Raw genomic sequence first — 16,349 nt, forward strand, 5'->3', positions numbered from 1 at the left:
TGCTTGCAGCCCCAACCCGAGCATAAAAATATCAGAAGAATTCAATGTGGCTGGACCTTGTATTGGAGCCTATTTAGGAGGTGCATATTTTAACCCAAATCCACACAAAACGTCGAAGAGCCATACTTCTTAATTGCGCTATATCAGTAGGGTCTAATTTAGAATATTAGATGTGCTACACCAGCGATAACCGGAAGTGTAATTAACGTACGCAGAATAAAGATAATAAACAGCTCGAGGATGTTCACTGGAATCTTACTGCCTAGAAGCAGAGCACCTACTTCAGACATGTAGATCAGCTGAGTTACCGACATTGCAGCAATAACAAAGCGAGTCATCTCGTTGTCGATAGAAGCTGCAAGGATTGCTGGGATGAACATGTCTGCAAAGCCAACCACGATGGTTTCAGATGCTGCAACCGCTTCAGGAACACCAAGTAGCTCTAAGAATGGAATGAAAGGTTGACCTAGGAATGAGAATACCGATGTGTATTCCGCAATAACCAGTGCCATCGTACCAAGGCCCATCACCACAGGCAGTACGCCAAATACCATATCCACGGCGTTACGGATGCCTTCAGCAAATACTGACTTAGCTGACTTAACTTGCGATGCTTTGTTTACTGCTAGCTCAAGACCCCAAGAGAATGTTGAGTGACCTGCAGGGATCGCGTCAGCGTCTTTGTGAGGCTTGCTGCCATCAATGAAGGTGTCTTTCTTCATACTTAGTGGCGGAAGGCGAGGGATGATTACCGCAGCCACAATACCTGCTAGACAGATTGCTGCGTAGAAAGGCAGGAATAGGTGCTCTAGCTCTACTTGAGCAATAACCACAAGGCTGAACGTGATAGATACTGCTGAGAAAGTGGTACCAACAACCGCAGCTTCACGTTGAGTGTAGAATTTCTTCTCGTACTGTTTGCTTGTAAGAAGGATACCAACGCTGCCGTCACCCAACCAAGAAGCCATACAGTCGATAGCACTACGACCTGGCAGGTTGAAGATTGGACGCATCACTTTACTTAGCAAAGTGCCGAATAGTTCTAGTAGACCAAAGTTAAGCAGCAGTGGCAGTAGTAAACCTGCAAAGATAAATACTGAGAACAGTGTTGGAAGTAGGCCTTCTAGCACTAACCCACCAGTGTTTTCTTCCCAGATAAACTCAGGGCCTACTTGGAAGAAAGCCATGAATGCTGCAGCACCACCGATAAGACGAACCAACAACCACAGTGGAGATGGATTGAAAAGGCCGTTCAAAAATGAGTTCGATGTAATGAATGCAGGCTTGAAAATGGTGCTTAAAACGGAAGCTACAGACATGAAGGCAACGATTGCAGTGATAATAGCAACTAGAGACTCACCGAAAACCGCTTGAATTGATTTGGCTAGAATAGCGACAGGGATCGTTAGATCACCTTGGTAGCTGATTGGTGCCATGAAAAGGAATAAACCAATCAGAGATGGGATTAAGAAAACCCAGAAACTGCCTTTAGATTTCTCTGGTTGAGCAGTATTCGTGTTGTTAGACATGTTAATTGTTCTCGTATTTCTACATGTAAAAAAGCCACATCCTTGGCGTTTTTATTCTCTAAACATCCGTATTTTCTCACTGGCTGCAAGATTACCCAGTATTGATAGTGCTTGCAATACTATTCATCAAATATCGCTAACTATTCACACTGGTTATTCTGCAACTCATTAAGAGTTTAGAATAAAGTGTTGCGGATGTTACGTAATCTGAAGATATATTGCCAGGTATTTATAAATTGACTGGAGTTTCAGTTCGATAGGTCAGGTAGAGCCAGTAGCTAAATGCGATAATGAAGGCGAAAGAGGCAGGGAAAGCCAGCGCCAAAATTTCAAAGCGCTGGAACAGACAAGCACCGCTTAAACCACCAAACAGAAAGCCAACTACAATGAACATCAGCAGTTTGGCTTTACGACGGTCAAAAGGCATCCCCTTTAAGCGAGAACCAATCATGATCCCAAGATCCGTGATGATCCCGCTCATATGCGTTGTTCGAATGATCGCACCGCTGTAGGTCGTTATCATCGCGTTCTGCAAACCACAGGCTGCTGAAGCGAAGTATTGACCTGAAGTGTAGCCCTGTAACAGTGCCCAAAGTGCTAAAAATAGCAGCCCACCTTCAATACACAGAGCAACGCCGTAGCGACGCCCTAACTTCAGTGCTTGGTTCTCAATAAAGAACCCGCTGAAGGCTGCACCTAACATAAAGCTCATGATAATCAGTAAAAGATGTAAAGAAGCCGAAGTTGGTGTGAGTAGGCTACTGCCTAATAAAGACATGGTGCCTGAAATGTGGGAGATCGCTTGATGCTGAAAGCCGAGTAAGCCAATCGCATTAACACTGCCAGCAAGGCCTGCGAGTAGCAAAGCGCCGTATTCAACCCAGCGAGGTAGCTTAGAAATCATGTGGTTCACCCTGGGTTAAAAAGAGGAGCAGATTATAACGCTAGCGAAAAGATACGCTAGCGCTGTGGTGCGTTGATATTTGATCTTAGGCAACAGTATTGCAGTTTGTTCTAATGCAGTTGCTTTATCGAGATAAAGGTCAGTAACAGGCTAGTTGTAGTGACTCATTTGATGGTCAAATTTGACCCAGCCGTGTTTGCGTTCTTCGTAGACTGAAAAGCTCGGTAGCGGAAAGTCTTGCTCTTTAAATAATCCGAGCGGGACGATATAAAAATCGGCAGCAGCAACAGATTGTAAGAGCATGGTGGTGCCACACTTAGGGCAAAACTGATAGGTCACTTCACTGCCCGTATCACTGATGCGTGAGAAAGAGGTGACTTCTCCGTTTAATGTGACTTGTTCTATTGGGAATCGAGCCTGAACACCAAACACACTACCGGTGCGTTTCTGACATTCATAGCAATGGCATACAGAGGTTCGTTGAGGCTCGCCTCTGCATACTAGGTTGACTGCTCCACAGCGGCATTCGCAACTTCTGATATTTCTATCTTTAATATGATTGATATCCATCCATGCTCCACTTCTGGTTAACCCTGTATTGATAATTATACTAAAGCCCTTTATGGTCTGCACAACTGGATGAAAACAAAAGAATATAATTGCTCATGAAAAAGAAAATCTTACCTATACCTCTGATTTTACTGATTCCAATTGTCATGCTGGTTGTGGTGATACTGGCGGGTATTTATCGCTTTAGCTTAAGTGACGAAGAGATCTTGGCGAAGTTTCCTTCTTCTCAAGCCAGTTATGACCCTGTTGTAGAAACCGTTTTTGATTTGAAGACGACCAACCCATGGACAATTAAAGTACCCGAAACCAACGCGTACGCTTTTATTAATGAAGTCGATGAACCTAGAACTATAGCCTTTGGGCGCTATGACTCGGGTGTTGAGCGTGGTGTGGTAACGGTAGACACCAACAACCTTTCAGCCGTCACGTTGGGCAAGGCGAGTTTCTTTGTCGCGCCGATGTGGGTATCTAACCAAGGCAGTGGTGTGTTCTATTATCTTGGCTTGTTTAAACATGACCAGCAGCGAAGCCGTGTCGTGCTAGTCGACCAGCTTTTTCTAGGCGATAGAGTGCAAATTCAGACTTTAGAGGTCGCTCAGCAACAAGATTTACAATCCGATAGCAAACAAACAGGGGAAGGTTTTATCGGCTTTACTCAGCATTCTGCGGAACAATCATTTGCAGAATCCCCTTCTGAAAAGGTGTTAATGAGCTTTTCTTTTGATACGCAATCAATTGGTAAGCAATAACGTTTTCGTTAATGCAAGGATCTGTTGTTTATGTGAGCTAAATTACATATTATCTTAATTAGATGAATGAAATTTAGACACTCCTTATGCTTGGTGTCTGCCTATTTTTACAAATGGAGCTTGCGAATGATTAATAAACGTTTTTTTAAGACGAAAGATGAAGTTGAAGTGACCTTCGAGCTAGAAGCTCAAGAAGCGAACTCTGTATCCATCGTTGCTGACTTTCTTGATTGGAAAGCCACCCCAATGAAAAAACTGGCCAAAGGGAAGGTTTACAAGTTTAAAACTCGCCTACCTAAAGATGGCGAGTTTCAATTTCGCTATCTAGTTGATGACCAACAATGGGTGAACGATGCGAATGCTGATCGTTATATCCCGAATGAGTTTGGTGAAGACAATTGCTTGGTATCGACGGTTAACGCTTAATCGAGATGACGTAGCGTGAATCAATAGAAAGCAGAAACTAGCCGTTTCTGCTTTTTTATTTTTTTATTTGGCGGTTAATATTATTAATCGTGAAGCGGGTTTCCACTTACGGTAACTCAATGACTTAGTCTAAATTGGGCAGATTCACATCATATTATGACAATGCAATGATGATTTATGCGTTTGAAAAGCATATCCTATGCTTTTATATCGTAGAAAGACCTGTTTACCGTGTATTCAAAAATATTTTCCTCTCCGTTTGCTGAGCTTTCACCTGTAAAAAAAGTAGCTATTTTAGGACTGCCACTTATTGCAGCGTTTGGTATTGCTTTGCAATCTTCAGAATCGGATCTGACGAAAACGATCGATCTTGATTTACCTGACTCAACCGTTATTGAGTCAATCCTATCACCTTCTTCTGTCGCTATTATCGAACCGCCGACGTTTGAGTATCAAATTCAAACGGGCGATAACTTGAGTAGCATCTTCACTCAACTTGGATTTTCTTATAAATCGATGATGAGTGTGATGGAAACCGATTTAAACTTCCTTGCCCTAGACACACTTCGTCCTGGTAACACATTACGTTTTTGGCGTGATGAGGCGACGGGCAATCTTTCCAAAATGGAAATTCAATTTAGTGTTGCGGATAAAGCGGTTTACCGACGACTTGAAGATGGCAGCTATGAATTTGAAGACATTTCTATTCCTGGTGAATGGAAGCAAAAGCCTTTAGTGGGTGATATTCACGGCAGTTTCTCTATGTCGGCGAACAAGGTTGGCCTGAATAGTCTTGAGATTGACCATATTGTGACGCTTCTTAAAGATAAGTTGAACTTTAGCCGCGACCTGCGCGCTGGCGATCAGTTTGAAGTGCTTCAGAAAGCGCAATTTGTTGATGGTGTCGCAACCGGAAAGCGTGAAATCGAAGCGATTAAGATCATGAATCGTAATCGTGTTGTTTCTGCGTACTTACACACTGATGGGCAATATTACGATGCCAATGGCGATAGCTTACAACGTGCTTTCCAACGTTACCCTGTGAGCAGTGGATGGCGTCAGAGTTCTCAGTTTAATCCTAAGCGCTTACACCCTGTGACAGGCCGAGTCTCACCTCACAACGGTACAGATTTCGCGACGCCAATTGGTACGCCAGTTCAAGCGACGGGTGATGGTAAAGTGATCATGACCCGTAAGCACCCATACGCCGGTAACTACGTGGTTATTCAGCACGGTAGCACTTACAAAACGCGTTATCTCCATTTGAGTAAGATCTTAGTTCGTAAAGGACAAACGGTATCTCGTGGTCAGCGTATTGGCTTGTCAGGTAAAACTGGCCGAGTGACGGGTGCACACTTGCATTATGAGTTAATCGAACGTGGTCGTCCTGTGAACGCGATGACAGCGAATATTCCGATGGCCGATTCCGTACCTAAAAAGGAAAAAGCGACATTCGTAGCCGCTAGAGATGAAGCCGACAAGCTATTAAAGAAAGCTTTAGAAACACAATCGAATAATAGCTAATAGCTGACTGTATGCCGTCAAGGTAACCGTTAGCTAGATGGTTGCGAGTAATGATGTAGCCTTTAAAGCCGTGAGTGCAGAACTAAATACTTTAATGTTTAGTGATACGCTCGCGGCTTTTTGATTTTAGGTTGAGGTAGTGAACGGCGTTTAGGATAGAGGTTCTGAGTGAGTGACGTAGCTAACGATAGCTTCTGGTCGCATAGGTGGAGAGTAGAGGTATCCTTGAATTTTGTCACACCCCATTGCGTGCAGCTTTTCTAATTGCTCAAGCTTCTCAACGCCTTCCGCAACCAATGACACATTGAGTCTGTGTGCCAGTTGAACAATCAACCACACAACACTTTCGGATGTTGAGTTTGTCAGCAAGTTTCGAATAAAGGTGGCATCAATCTTAATACAATCGATAGGGTAGCTATGAATGTAATTTAAGCTTGAGTAACCAGTACCGAAATCATCTAGAGCGATCGTGAACCCTTGTCCCCTTAGAAAGTCGAGTGCTGACTTTGTTTCTTGAGTTGGAGATAACAGCACGGTTTCGGTTAGCTCAATGACAAACTCGTTTGCTTTAAAGTGATGCTGTTCAATCGTTCGAGTGAGATAGGAAATATAACGCTTAGAATCGGTAAGCTCGTGAGCGGAGCAGTTTATTCCAAGCTTAACTTTGTAGCCTAAGCCTCGCTCCAATGTTGTTTTAGCGCGGCATACCAATTCGATGATCCGTTCACCCAGTTCCACAATCAACCCCGATTCTTCCGCTACCTGAATGAACTCCACTGGCGAGATGTCGCCATGTCTTGTGGTTTTCCAACGAGTTAACACCTCGAAGTAATCCCATCGTGTATCAATGTGATCAACGATTGGTTGTACAACCACGTACATTCCATTGTCATTAGGTGCCTGACTGTCTGATATGGTGCTATCAAGCTCACTTCGTAAGGCGGCGATTAACTCGGCTTTCCTTTGGTAACGAACCCTTAGGTGAGTGTCGTAACATTGAATATGAGTATCTTGACTATGCTGGCACTCTTTTAGCGCCAAACTGGTGTTGAAGATGATTTGCTCTACGTCTTTATTGTCTCCATCTGACCGGGCAATGCCGATGCTGACGTCGAAATCGATTTTGATATCAATACTAGTGTAACCTTGCTTTATCTTATCCAGAATTTGTTCGCAAACAGCTAGTGGGTCTGAATGATAGGTAATGAATGCGAACTCATTGCCAGCCGTCCGGAACGTCAGGTTATTTTCTGGGAGTGTTCGTCTCAAAATCTCAGCCAGATGTTGCAGTACCTTGTCTCCAACATAGTTGCCGTGAAGATCGTTAATCGCTTTAAAACTATTAATGTCCAGTATTGCTAACGTGAACGGTGTTGAGTTTTGCTGAGTGATTGATTCTAGCGTATCAGATAAGCAACTGCGGTTAAGTAGACCTGTTAAGCTATCGTGTGAGACTTCATAGCTGAGTTGATTGACCAGTTGCTCAGAGCGATCGTTGAACCACATCTCACGTAGGGTGTGGATGATGATATCCGAAAAAAGTTGATGATGTTTAATCGCTTCTTGTTGCTGAGCATTACTCAGTGGGGAAGTAAACGTAGAAAAAAGTACCCCCATGACTTCACCGCTTTGAGTCCGTGTAGGAATCGCAATGGAATTCTGTGAGGTAATCTCTTGCCGAAAGGCAGATGTAGGTAGTGATTTGACAACGTATTGAGCAAATGAGCAATCAGGGTGGTTTTGATTAACGGCTTGCTGATAGATTTGCCCATGACGAGGGTTGATTCTGTCATGCAAGACGTGATCAGAATGAGCAATAACTAAAGGAACAATTTGGTCTGGAAAGTACTTTTTCTCAATGATAGTGGTGTACTTAGTATCGAACATTTGGTGCAGAGTAAGTACTGCTGATTCCAAAAGGTCGATACCTTCCAACTTGAGCAAGCGCCCTATACGCTCAGTGTCTATCATATTGTTGTACGTTTGTTGAGTCATAGCTACCATCCCTAGTTAACCAGATCCAGCGTGTAAGCCTGTGTGTTTAGATTGTACGCATCTATTTTTATATGCGCTTAGTTTATTATTGGCCGCGTTGTATCATTTTTCAAATTAAGTTGAGACTTATTTCACAAAATCTGGTTATTTCTCTCTTTATCTAGCCTATCTTTCAAATGGTCCAAAAATAACTTAGTTCGCGTATGTGAGTAATCAAGCTTAGGGTAGTACGCGTAAACCATCACTTCGTCGGCGGTAATATTTGGCAATACTGGAACTAATGTCCCTTGTTTAAGATCCTCTTTGATCATTGCTTTGATGGTTAACAGCACACCCATTCCTCGTTTCGCCGCGTGAAACAAAGCCTCAGGGTTGGTGGTCGCAAAGTTGCCGTTCAAAGTGATGCGCTGCCCTTTGGTGAGTGTGACTTCACGGGTAGGGCGCTCTCCCCATATTAAGGAGTTGTGTTGTTCTAAGTCTTGCTCGTTGGTGGGATAACCATGTTTGGCAAGATAACTCGGCGCAGCATAGAAACTGGCCTTGTGTTCAAACAGCGGTGTTTTCTTGAAGCTTAACGAGTTGAGCTGTTCCAGTTCACGACTGATCACCAGATCCAAGCCCAGCTCTGGTAATTGCCCTGGCGTGGTCGTGATCAGCTGCACCTTAATATCTGGATACTTTTCTAAGAAGTCGTCCATGTATTGCACTAGAAACTTAGAGCCAACAGCAATCGTCGCGCCAATCTTTAAGAGGCCTGCCGGGGTTTGGTTAACCGAGCGAGTCTCATCAATAATTGATTGCCAATTGTCGAGTTGATCCTTGGCCCGCAAGTAAAAGAGTGCTCCTGCTTCGGTTTGGTTAATCGAGCGAGTGGTGCGTTTTAAAAGTTGAGTGCCGATACGCTCTTCGAGCCAGTTTACTCTTTTGCTGATCGCCGAGCTGGTGGTGTTAAGTTTGCGAGCGGCGCCATTGAAACTGCCTTCTTCTACCACTCTAACGTAGCTTTTTACGTTGAGAATCCAATCCATATTATTTCCTGTTGGGACTTAATTAAATTCCAATTTGGTTAATTATCAATTACTGGTTTTGAATATAAACTTATATCATGAACAAATATCAAACGAATAGGGAATTTTTTGAGCCAATCGACCTTTAAAAAAACGCCGTTACTTTTAGCAATGATGATTATTGCTACGGGACAGGTGGGTGTGAGCATCTACTTGCCATCATTGCCGTTAATTGCTTCTGATTTAAGTGTGACTCAGGTAGATGTACAGCTGCTCGTCACGCTGTTTCTTGTGGGTTTTGGCTTGTCTCAGCTATTTTACGGGCCGATGTCTGATGCAGTGGGAAGAAGACCTATCTTCTTGTTAGGTCAGGGTGTTTATTTGATTGGTACTGTCGTTTGTGTCGTATTTTCTGACAACATGACGGCGCTAGAGGTTGGTCGCTTGTTGCAAGGTTTAGGGGCGGGTAGTGCCTCGGTTCTCGGACGAAGTGTGCTTCGCGACAGCTATGATGGCCCTCAACTGACCAAAGCGTTGTCTTATATTTCGATCACTGCTTCGATCATGCCGATCATTGCGCCTGTATTTGGTGGTTGGATCTCATTCCATCTAGGTTGGCAGGCGGTGTTCCTGTTTGTTCTACTGTATCTACTGGCAATATTCACTCTGGGTTACTTTGTGTTGCCTGAGACTTTGCCATATGGAAAGAGTCGCTTTGATGCCTGCCAAGTGGTGAAGAACTACGGACGCTTGTTGACTAACCGCCAAGTGTTGACCAGTGCCAGTTATAACTGGATGAGCTACATGGCAAGTTTGGTATCTTTATCGCTGTTTCCATTCTTAATGCAAGAGCAGTTAGGGCTGACAGCGGCTGAATATGGCTCATTGATGATAGTCCCTTCGGCTGGCTTACTGATCGGTAGCGTGGCTTTGAACTTGCTCAATCGTAGGTTTAGCACTCCGCAATTGATGAGCCTTGCGATTTTGATTATTTTGGCTTCGGGAACTTGGCTTCTTACTCATGAGTTATCCATCTTTAACTTAGTTTGGGCGTTTACTTGGTTGGCGATAGCGCAAGGTATCTCGTTCCCTCTATCGATCAGTATGTTGCTAGAACCTCATAAGAAGCAAGCGGGCGCAGTGTCGGCATTGTCAGGCTCAATTCAGATGTGCTTGGCGGGCTTGTTAGGAGGATATTTGGTGGAAAGCTGGGTGACAACTCACCTACAACTCGGCGTGTTTTATCTGATTATTGGTGCTTGCATGGGCACAGTACTTTGGTCTTCAACGAGAATGAATAAGAAAGCCGCAGCTACCCAAGTAGAATACAGTTAAACAGCTGAAGCAGAGTGCAGTTAAGCAATTAGCTCGCTATAGTTCAGCGTACAGTCGTTAATACGTTGTATTTGTATGGATGGTTTTCTACAATACCTGCGTCCATTTAATAGGTAATAAACATGCAGCAAAATGAATTTGAAGTACTGGTAAAAGCTATCTGCGCACTAGATGGCCTGCCTCAAGCGCTTGAGCTATTGAAATCCAATGAGGATACAGAAGTCGCTGAGGCTGCTGGATCACTAACAGGTCAATTTGCGTTAGCTGAAGTAGAAGGCGAAAAGCGTATTTACCACGTGACGCTTCAAGAAAATGAACAAGGCGAAGAGCAAGAGTACATCGAACATGTCATGAATGAAGGCGATGACTTAATCAAATTTGCAGCTTGGTTCTTTGAAACTATGTTCGAATTAAAACAAAAAGACACATACCAAATTGCGGGTAAAACTTACAGACAGCCAAAGCGTAGCTAGTGTTTTAGTTACTGACTATTAGGCATTGGCGAATAGTGTCCTTTTTAAGGTCAGTGTTTCTAAGCTAAGTATTTAAAAAGCAGCTCTCTTGAGCTGCTTTTTTTATGAATGTCTAAACCAATGTCTTGGATTGCAAATGGGTATGGTGAATCAAGGTTAGACGAACTTAACATTAACTCATTGATATAACGATACAATGCTGATTTACGGAGAGACAAGAGTACGGTTATTTGCAATAGGGCGAGTTGCTTGCATTAAAGTGTGATTTAGATCTTGTTTTTGGGCGCTTTAAGTGTAAAATCCGCGCATAAGAAAATCGATTATGTGCGGAGATAAGCATGAATTACGAACTAGGCCACGCATACCTTGGTCAAATGGTAGCAAAAAACATGATGCACGAAGCATTGTATGGCAAGCCAAAGCCAAAAAAAGCATCATTCTTTAAGCGAATGATGAAGAAAATGGCGAAATAAGCATTTTCAAAAACGGAATTTAAAAAGGCCTTAAACTCGATGAAGTTTAAGGCCTTTTTCGTTTTAGCGATTAATGAAGGTCATCGCTCGTTTTGTTGTGGATGGACACAAAAAAACACTGATTAATTCACGATCGGATTTGTAACTCAGTGTGAGTTTATGCCGATTGGTTGGACAGGTCGACAACGTTATTTGGAATGGTATCTAAACCATTTTCTTTCATCCATGCTTCTAAGTTGTCGGCTCCACCGATGTATTTACCATCGAGCCAGATCTGAGGGACGGTTACTGGTGTTTTCTCACCAATGTGCGCTTTGACCTCAGGAATCATTCGATACAAAGCTGCGCTGTCTTTTACGACATCGCGGTATTGGTATTCAACACCCGCTTCATCAAGCATTTTCTTTGCCTTAACACAGAATGGGCAGGTCGCTTTACCATAAACGATGTTGCCTTTTAGGCTGTCTCGTTTGGTCCACTCTTTGATCACGGATTGAACTAACACACCGCGGTTAAGCGCTTCGCCTTGGCTTACAACCTTGCCTTCAACAACAAGGATTGGAGCATGCCAAGAGCCCAGTTTTAGAGGCTCCCACCAGTGAGACAACCAATCTTTCACTTCCAGTTCGACATCGACATCTGATAACTCATTCTCAAAAGTATCCTTAAGAATGTCTTTGGTAAGGGTACATTCCCCACATGGGATATTAACTTTAAATGGACCCCAGCTGCCTGCCCAACGGTATAGTGTAATCTTGACTGGTTTCTTCATGGTTACGGCCTCGTTTGAATTCTCTTATCCATATAGAACGGACAGTTGAACTATTTATTTCACTAACCCTAAACTTTCTTCAGTTTTGACGGCTTTTTCGTTTCCCAGTGCGTTATAAATGCGACTGACGCAATAATAATAGCAGCCCCGAGCCATAAACGACCCGGTGGAACCCAGCTAAATACAATCCAACCTGCTAGGACATTTAGCGGTAATTTTGCGTGGTCAAAAGGTTGTACGAATGAAGCATCAGCGACTGAGTAGGCTTTTACAATTGCCCATTGAGCGAGTGCCGTCATAACACCGATGACAATTAAGATAGCCCAAATCGTACCGCCGCTTGGAGTCTGCCAATCTGGCGCAGCAAGTAGGATGTTAAATGGTGTAATCAATAGTAAAAGGTAGACCACCATGGTTGAAGGACTGTCTTGTGAAGAGAGCTTTTTCACCATTAGTGAGTAGCATGCCCAAAAGAAAGCGGCGCCAATCGGTAGTAGCGTTGCCCAGTTAAAGTCTTCAGCCCACGGCTCTAGAATCACCATCGCACCCACGAAACCTGCTAAGGTCGCACCCCAGCGAGCAGCTCCAACTTTCTCTTTGAGGAAAAGCCCTGAACCTATGGTTGCAAACAGTGGCGACGTCATGAGAAGGGCAATGCCTTGCCAAATAGGAACAGGGTAAGCCAGCGCCCATATCCAAAGTTGAATACCAATTACCGATAAAAAAACACGGAATACATGCAACTTGAGGTTGTCGGTTTTTAGCGCGCGGCGAATGCCCAGCGTTTTCAGATAAGGAAGAATAGCGAACAACGCGATGGCGTATTGAATGACGGCAACGGTAGTAGAAGTAAGTCCGAAATGAATGCTAGCGATTTGAGTTAGGCTGTTAATGACGGCAAAGGCTAGGCCTGCGGTTAGCATCCAGCTAGCGCCTTGGATCGGATGGTGTTGTGACATGATGCTTCTAATTATTTGATGTGGTTTACCTATGATACGGATTTAGCACCACTTAACCAGAAAAAGCATTGATGAAGTTAGTCAGAATATTTGAATATGAAAAAGGTTGAGCTATTGCCCAACCTTTTAGTCTGTATCTAAAGCCGATTTAGATTAGAAGTCGTAGCGTACACCTAGGCGAAGTGTGTCTTCACCAGCAGTAACGAGGCCATTTGCATCTTTAACTTCATCTAAGCCGTTTAGGTAATATGCAACGTATGTACGGAAATTACTGTTTAACTTGTAGTAACCAGCTAACTCGATGCCGTCAACAGAGTCTGCTGTAGAGCCGTTTGCTGCTTCGTCTTCTTGATACGTGTAAACAACCGAAGCTGAGATTTGTTTAGTGAATTTGTACTGTGCTGCAAATTCCATAGCGGTAAACGACTTATCCTGAATTAGGACTGCTTTATCATTTACATCACCTGTTGAATATGTAGCTGCTAGGTAAAGGTTATCTAAAGAGTACGCTAGACCTGCTAGGATTTGGTCGGCACTACCGTTACCCGCACCTAGGTCCTCACCAGAGTACGCTAAACCAAGGTCTAGGCCGAATGGTAGTGAATACACACCAGAAATTCCGTAACCATCAGAGTCTTTTTCGCTGTTTGTTTTGTAAGTTGCTTCTAACTGAAGTGCATCAAAACCGCCACGGTATGCAATAACGCCATCTTCTTTATCAGATGCTGCATCGAATACTTGTTGAACACCAGAGAACTCAGTGATATCCGTAAAGTCAGAAACGATTACTGAAGCCATGTCTTGGCGACCGAAAGAAACCGCTTGGCCATCAAAATCAACACCAGCGTACATGTAACGGTTTTTGAATTCGTTACTTCCAGTACCTTGTTCCGCTTCATAAAAGCCGAAAGCAGAAACAGAGTCAGTTAGTTGAGTTTCACCGCCAACGTTAAGACGGAAGCGAGTTTCATCGCTCATCGAACCTTCAATTTCAGCGCCTTTTGACGTACCAATGAAATCACCACGGAATTCCGCACGACCGCCAATTTTAAGTTCTGTACCATCAGAGCTGTAAACTGTTGCTGCTAGAGATGAACCTGAAACTAGTGCCGCTACCACTGCAGAAGCTAGAACTGCCTTTTTCATAATCACTTACCTTGTATTTTAAAATCCGTGAGCAATGTGCTCTCCGTTTCGATATGAAGCTAATTTAGAGCAGCTAAATTAAGCTTTCATTTCTATAAAATTACATTTTCGTGAATAGGGAACTTTTTAAGTTTTGATTTTATTGCACTTTTATTTCAATAGACTGAGTGGTTTGTGAATGGTTATACAACTTATCTGTTCTTGAGTACTGACTTTCACAAGCTTCTATTTAGGAGAAGTGATGATGATATGCGTGAGAGTTATGGGGAAGTCAGAGCTTGTTCATCTTATTAACTGTTTGTACTGATTAAGATATCCTCTATGATGCAAAAACTTAGAAGAGAATAGATTTTGCTCAACAAGATGGAGACGTTGGATGAAAACAGAGTACTTAGGCGATGTTTTACAAGGTAGGCAGGTTATTGGCTCCTTGAATGTTGAAGACCTACCCGTTGGAGAGCACCAGTTTTGGTTTCAAGTAACCAGTGATGGGCTAGGGCAACCCAAGAACATGCCGGTTTCTGTTTTCAAAGGCAGTCAAGCAGGTCCTAAGTTGATGATCACCGCTGGTATTCACGGTGATGAGCTCAACGGTGTGTTGGCTGCTCAGCAAATTATCAGAGACTTAGTCGGTAAAACTCTCAAAGGCACGGTAACGATAGTGCCTACTGTGAATTTGTCGGGTTTGCTTAACCACAGCCGCGATTTTATCTCTTCGGATCCGGGCTCTTGCCCTGCCAACCTTAATCGACTCTTTCCGGGTGATGCGAATGGCTTAGCGGCAGAGCGCTTTGTTGCGTCTTTGTGGGATCGCTTACTCAAACACAATGCGACATTCGCCGTTGACCTGCATACCCAAACTCGTGGCGCGGTCTACCCACTTTATGTTTTTGCTGACTACCGAATTGAACAATGTCTTGAAATGGCAAGGTTGATGACACCAGATTGTGTTCTCAATGATCCCGGCGATCCAGGTATTCTTGAAACGGTTTGGAATCGAAGTGGAATTCCGAGCATTACGGTGGAAGTGGGGATGGGTAAGTTTACTCAGCCTGATATGATTCAACGAGCCGTGGACGGTGTTTTTAATATGCTGTCTTACTACGAGATGCTTGATGGTGAAGACCCGTTTGAGGCAAAGCAGCTGCCAAGTATGGACTGGATAGAAGGCAACAACGTCGTATCTATCCGCGCAGACATAGGTGGCTTTGTGCTGCCTCAGGTCGAGCTTTTACAAAGTGTCGAACAAGATGATCTGCTCGCCATCCAATATGATGCGTTCGGTAATGAATGTCGTCGTTATCACGCACCATCTTCTGGTCGTGTACTCAGCTATAACGTGGATGCATTAAGGGAGCCGGGCGCGCTTGTTTGTCGCTTGCTGAGTTAAGCAAAAAAAAAGACCGAGCAGGCTCGGTCAAAGGACAGTTGTCTTGAGTTAACACGTCTTTGACTCATCGACAGAACTGCTTTTAGCGTAGCGAGGGTTAATTAAGAATCTATTGCGAGATGGTGACACTTCGACTTTTTTTGTTTCAAAACCATGACTTCAGAACTGTCGCTTCAAAGTGTTCTATTGTTTCGAAGCAATGAAAAAGCCGACTGCGGGTTGCGCGAGTCGGCTTTTATTCACTTCTCTTTCGAGTCTTTATCTCTATCTACGCACGATTAAAAAGCGTCATCCACGATATCTTTAAGTCGGTCGTAAGGCACATATCCTGGTAAAACATTTCCGTTCATCATCATGGTTGGAGTGCCCGTTAAGCCGAGTGCACTGAACGTTTGATGGTTAGTGGTTAGAACCTGGTTTTGTTCTTGAGTTGTTTTTAGTTCCGCCTCTGTTCCCGTCTTCTTGGCAACGGCTTCTAGTGAGCTTTTCGAGTGAATACCGCTTTTCGCCATCAGCAATCTATCAACTTCAGGGAATGCTTCTGGGTTATCTTTCCATACTTTCATCGCGTATAGCGCCGCGTTGGTGTCTAGCCCTGCAACTTGTTGTTGCTTAAACGATAAGTACACGTTGATCACTTTAATGTCGCTGTTTTCAGAGGCTAATTGAACCAAGCCTTTTTCCAAGCGCTTACAGTAAGGGCAGTTATAGTCGGTAAAGTTAATGATGACCGATTTGCCATCCGGATTGCCCGTGATTGGGTGAGCGTCATTGTTGTACAACCAATCATGGCTTCCTGCTTGAGCCTTCTTCGACTGTTCTTGCCCTGCTACGTACTGCTCTAAGCTGGCATGTAAACCAGAGATCGTAGAAGGGTTCTCTTTCAGAAATTGGTTAATCTCTTCAAGTTGCTGGGTTTGTTCTGTGCTTAACTCAGCGAAGGCAGTGGTGCTCATTAGTGAGCCTAAAATCAGTGTACTAATCAGATGCTTTTTCATGCTATTTATTCTCTAATTCTTGATAATCGTGAGCGCTCATTGGGTCGCGCTCACGGAAATCCTGTTCGTTAAACGGGCTAAATCGAGTTGTTCACCTTG

The 16,349-nt window shown here is 43.7% G+C and carries 16 protein-coding genes; 7 read left to right on the forward strand and 9 right to left on the reverse strand.

What is annotated here, in order from left to right:
* Positions 1-158: 158 nt before the first annotated feature.
* The 3 genes from H5300_RS15405 to H5300_RS15415 all read right to left on the reverse strand — a co-directional run bounded on the left by H5300_RS15405 (position 159) and on the right by H5300_RS15415 (position 3,066).
* The gene (locus H5300_RS15405) at positions 159-1,529 is read right to left on the reverse strand and encodes a YjiH family protein (RefSeq protein WP_004731847.1); all 1,371 of its coding nucleotides are present in this window, start codon (positions 1,527-1,529) and stop codon (positions 159-161) included.
* A 229-nt stretch (positions 1,530-1,758) separates the two neighbouring features.
* Positions 1,759-2,433: a YoaK family protein gene (locus H5300_RS15410; RefSeq protein WP_029224322.1), complete on the reverse strand. Its 675-nt coding sequence runs from the start codon at positions 2,431-2,433 to the stop codon at positions 1,759-1,761.
* 150 nt (positions 2,434-2,583) lie between these two features.
* A complete protein-coding gene (locus H5300_RS15415) occupies positions 2,584-3,066 on the reverse strand; it encodes a GFA family protein (RefSeq protein WP_017077401.1) in 483 nt (160 codons plus the stop codon).
* 32 nt (positions 3,067-3,098) lie between these two features.
* Between H5300_RS15415 and H5300_RS15420 the strand changes: the two genes are divergently transcribed.
* The 3 genes from H5300_RS15420 (at position 3,099) to H5300_RS15430 (ending at position 5,702) form a co-directional block, all read left to right on the forward strand.
* Positions 3,099-3,752, forward strand: coding sequence for a hypothetical protein (locus tag H5300_RS15420; protein ID WP_182796350.1), 654 nt, complete (start codon positions 3,099-3,101; stop codon positions 3,750-3,752).
* A 126-nt stretch (positions 3,753-3,878) separates the two neighbouring features.
* Positions 3,879-4,178, forward strand: a complete 300-nt coding sequence (locus H5300_RS15425) for an isoamylase early set domain-containing protein (protein WP_009845720.1) — start codon at positions 3,879-3,881, stop codon at positions 4,176-4,178.
* Between the two features lie 231 nt (positions 4,179-4,409).
* Positions 4,410-5,702: a peptidoglycan DD-metalloendopeptidase family protein gene (locus H5300_RS15430; RefSeq protein WP_182796351.1), complete on the forward strand. Its 1,293-nt coding sequence runs from the start codon at positions 4,410-4,412 to the stop codon at positions 5,700-5,702.
* A 150-nt stretch (positions 5,703-5,852) separates the two neighbouring features.
* On the opposite strand, the gene H5300_RS15435 is transcribed toward H5300_RS15430, so the two are convergent.
* Both H5300_RS15435 and H5300_RS15440 read right to left on the reverse strand, forming a co-directional pair.
* The gene (locus H5300_RS15435; protein WP_182796352.1) at positions 5,853-7,697 is read right to left on the reverse strand and encodes a bifunctional diguanylate cyclase/phosphodiesterase; all 1,845 of its coding nucleotides are present in this window, start codon (positions 7,695-7,697) and stop codon (positions 5,853-5,855) included.
* Positions 7,698-7,828: 131 nt separating this feature from the next.
* Positions 7,829-8,725: a LysR family transcriptional regulator gene (locus H5300_RS15440; RefSeq protein ID WP_004731832.1), complete on the reverse strand. Its 897-nt coding sequence runs from the start codon at positions 8,723-8,725 to the stop codon at positions 7,829-7,831.
* Positions 8,726-8,833: 108 nt separating this feature from the next.
* Between H5300_RS15440 and H5300_RS15445 the strand changes: the two genes are divergently transcribed.
* The 3 genes from H5300_RS15445 (at position 8,834) to H5300_RS27960 (ending at position 10,985) form a co-directional block, all read left to right on the forward strand.
* Complete coding sequence (locus H5300_RS15445) at positions 8,834-10,039, forward strand: multidrug effflux MFS transporter (protein WP_182796353.1); 1,206 nt, start codon at positions 8,834-8,836, stop codon at positions 10,037-10,039.
* A 122-nt stretch (positions 10,040-10,161) separates the two neighbouring features.
* Complete coding sequence (locus tag H5300_RS15450) at positions 10,162-10,512, forward strand: hypothetical protein (RefSeq protein ID WP_004731829.1); 351 nt, start codon at positions 10,162-10,164, stop codon at positions 10,510-10,512.
* 338 nt (positions 10,513-10,850) lie between these two features.
* A complete protein-coding gene (locus tag H5300_RS27960) occupies positions 10,851-10,985 on the forward strand; it encodes a hypothetical protein (protein ID WP_004731825.1) in 135 nt (44 codons plus the stop codon).
* Positions 10,986-11,142: 157 nt separating this feature from the next.
* Here H5300_RS27960 and H5300_RS15455 read toward each other — a convergent pair whose 3' ends face one another.
* The 3 genes from H5300_RS15455 to H5300_RS15465 form a co-directional block, all read right to left on the reverse strand.
* Positions 11,143-11,757 carry a glutaredoxin domain-containing protein gene (locus tag H5300_RS15455; RefSeq protein WP_182796354.1) on the reverse strand — a complete coding sequence of 205 codons (615 nt, stop codon included), beginning with the start codon at positions 11,755-11,757 and terminating at the stop codon, positions 11,143-11,145.
* 68 nt (positions 11,758-11,825) lie between these two features.
* A complete protein-coding gene (locus tag H5300_RS15460; protein ID WP_017089881.1) occupies positions 11,826-12,716 on the reverse strand; it encodes a DMT family transporter in 891 nt (296 codons plus the stop codon).
* A 153-nt stretch (positions 12,717-12,869) separates the two neighbouring features.
* A complete protein-coding gene (locus tag H5300_RS15465; protein ID WP_182796355.1) occupies positions 12,870-13,862 on the reverse strand; it encodes a porin in 993 nt (330 codons plus the stop codon).
* Between the two features lie 376 nt (positions 13,863-14,238).
* Here H5300_RS15465 and H5300_RS15470 point away from each other — a divergent pair, with 376 nt between their 5' ends.
* The gene (locus H5300_RS15470; protein ID WP_102537606.1) at positions 14,239-15,252 is read left to right on the forward strand and encodes a succinylglutamate desuccinylase/aspartoacylase family protein; all 1,014 of its coding nucleotides are present in this window, start codon (positions 14,239-14,241) and stop codon (positions 15,250-15,252) included.
* A gap of 278 nt (positions 15,253-15,530) precedes the next feature.
* On the opposite strand, the gene H5300_RS15475 is transcribed toward H5300_RS15470, so the two are convergent.
* Positions 15,531-16,250 (reverse strand): DsbA family protein, encoded by a 720-nt coding sequence (locus tag H5300_RS15475; RefSeq protein WP_182796356.1) that lies wholly within the window; start codon positions 16,248-16,250, stop codon positions 15,531-15,533.
* Positions 16,251-16,349: the final 99 nt, after the last annotated feature.

It is taken from the genome of Vibrio sp. SG41-7, assembly GCF_014164465.1.
GTDB lineage: Bacteria > Pseudomonadota > Gammaproteobacteria > Enterobacterales > Vibrionaceae > Vibrio > Vibrio splendidus.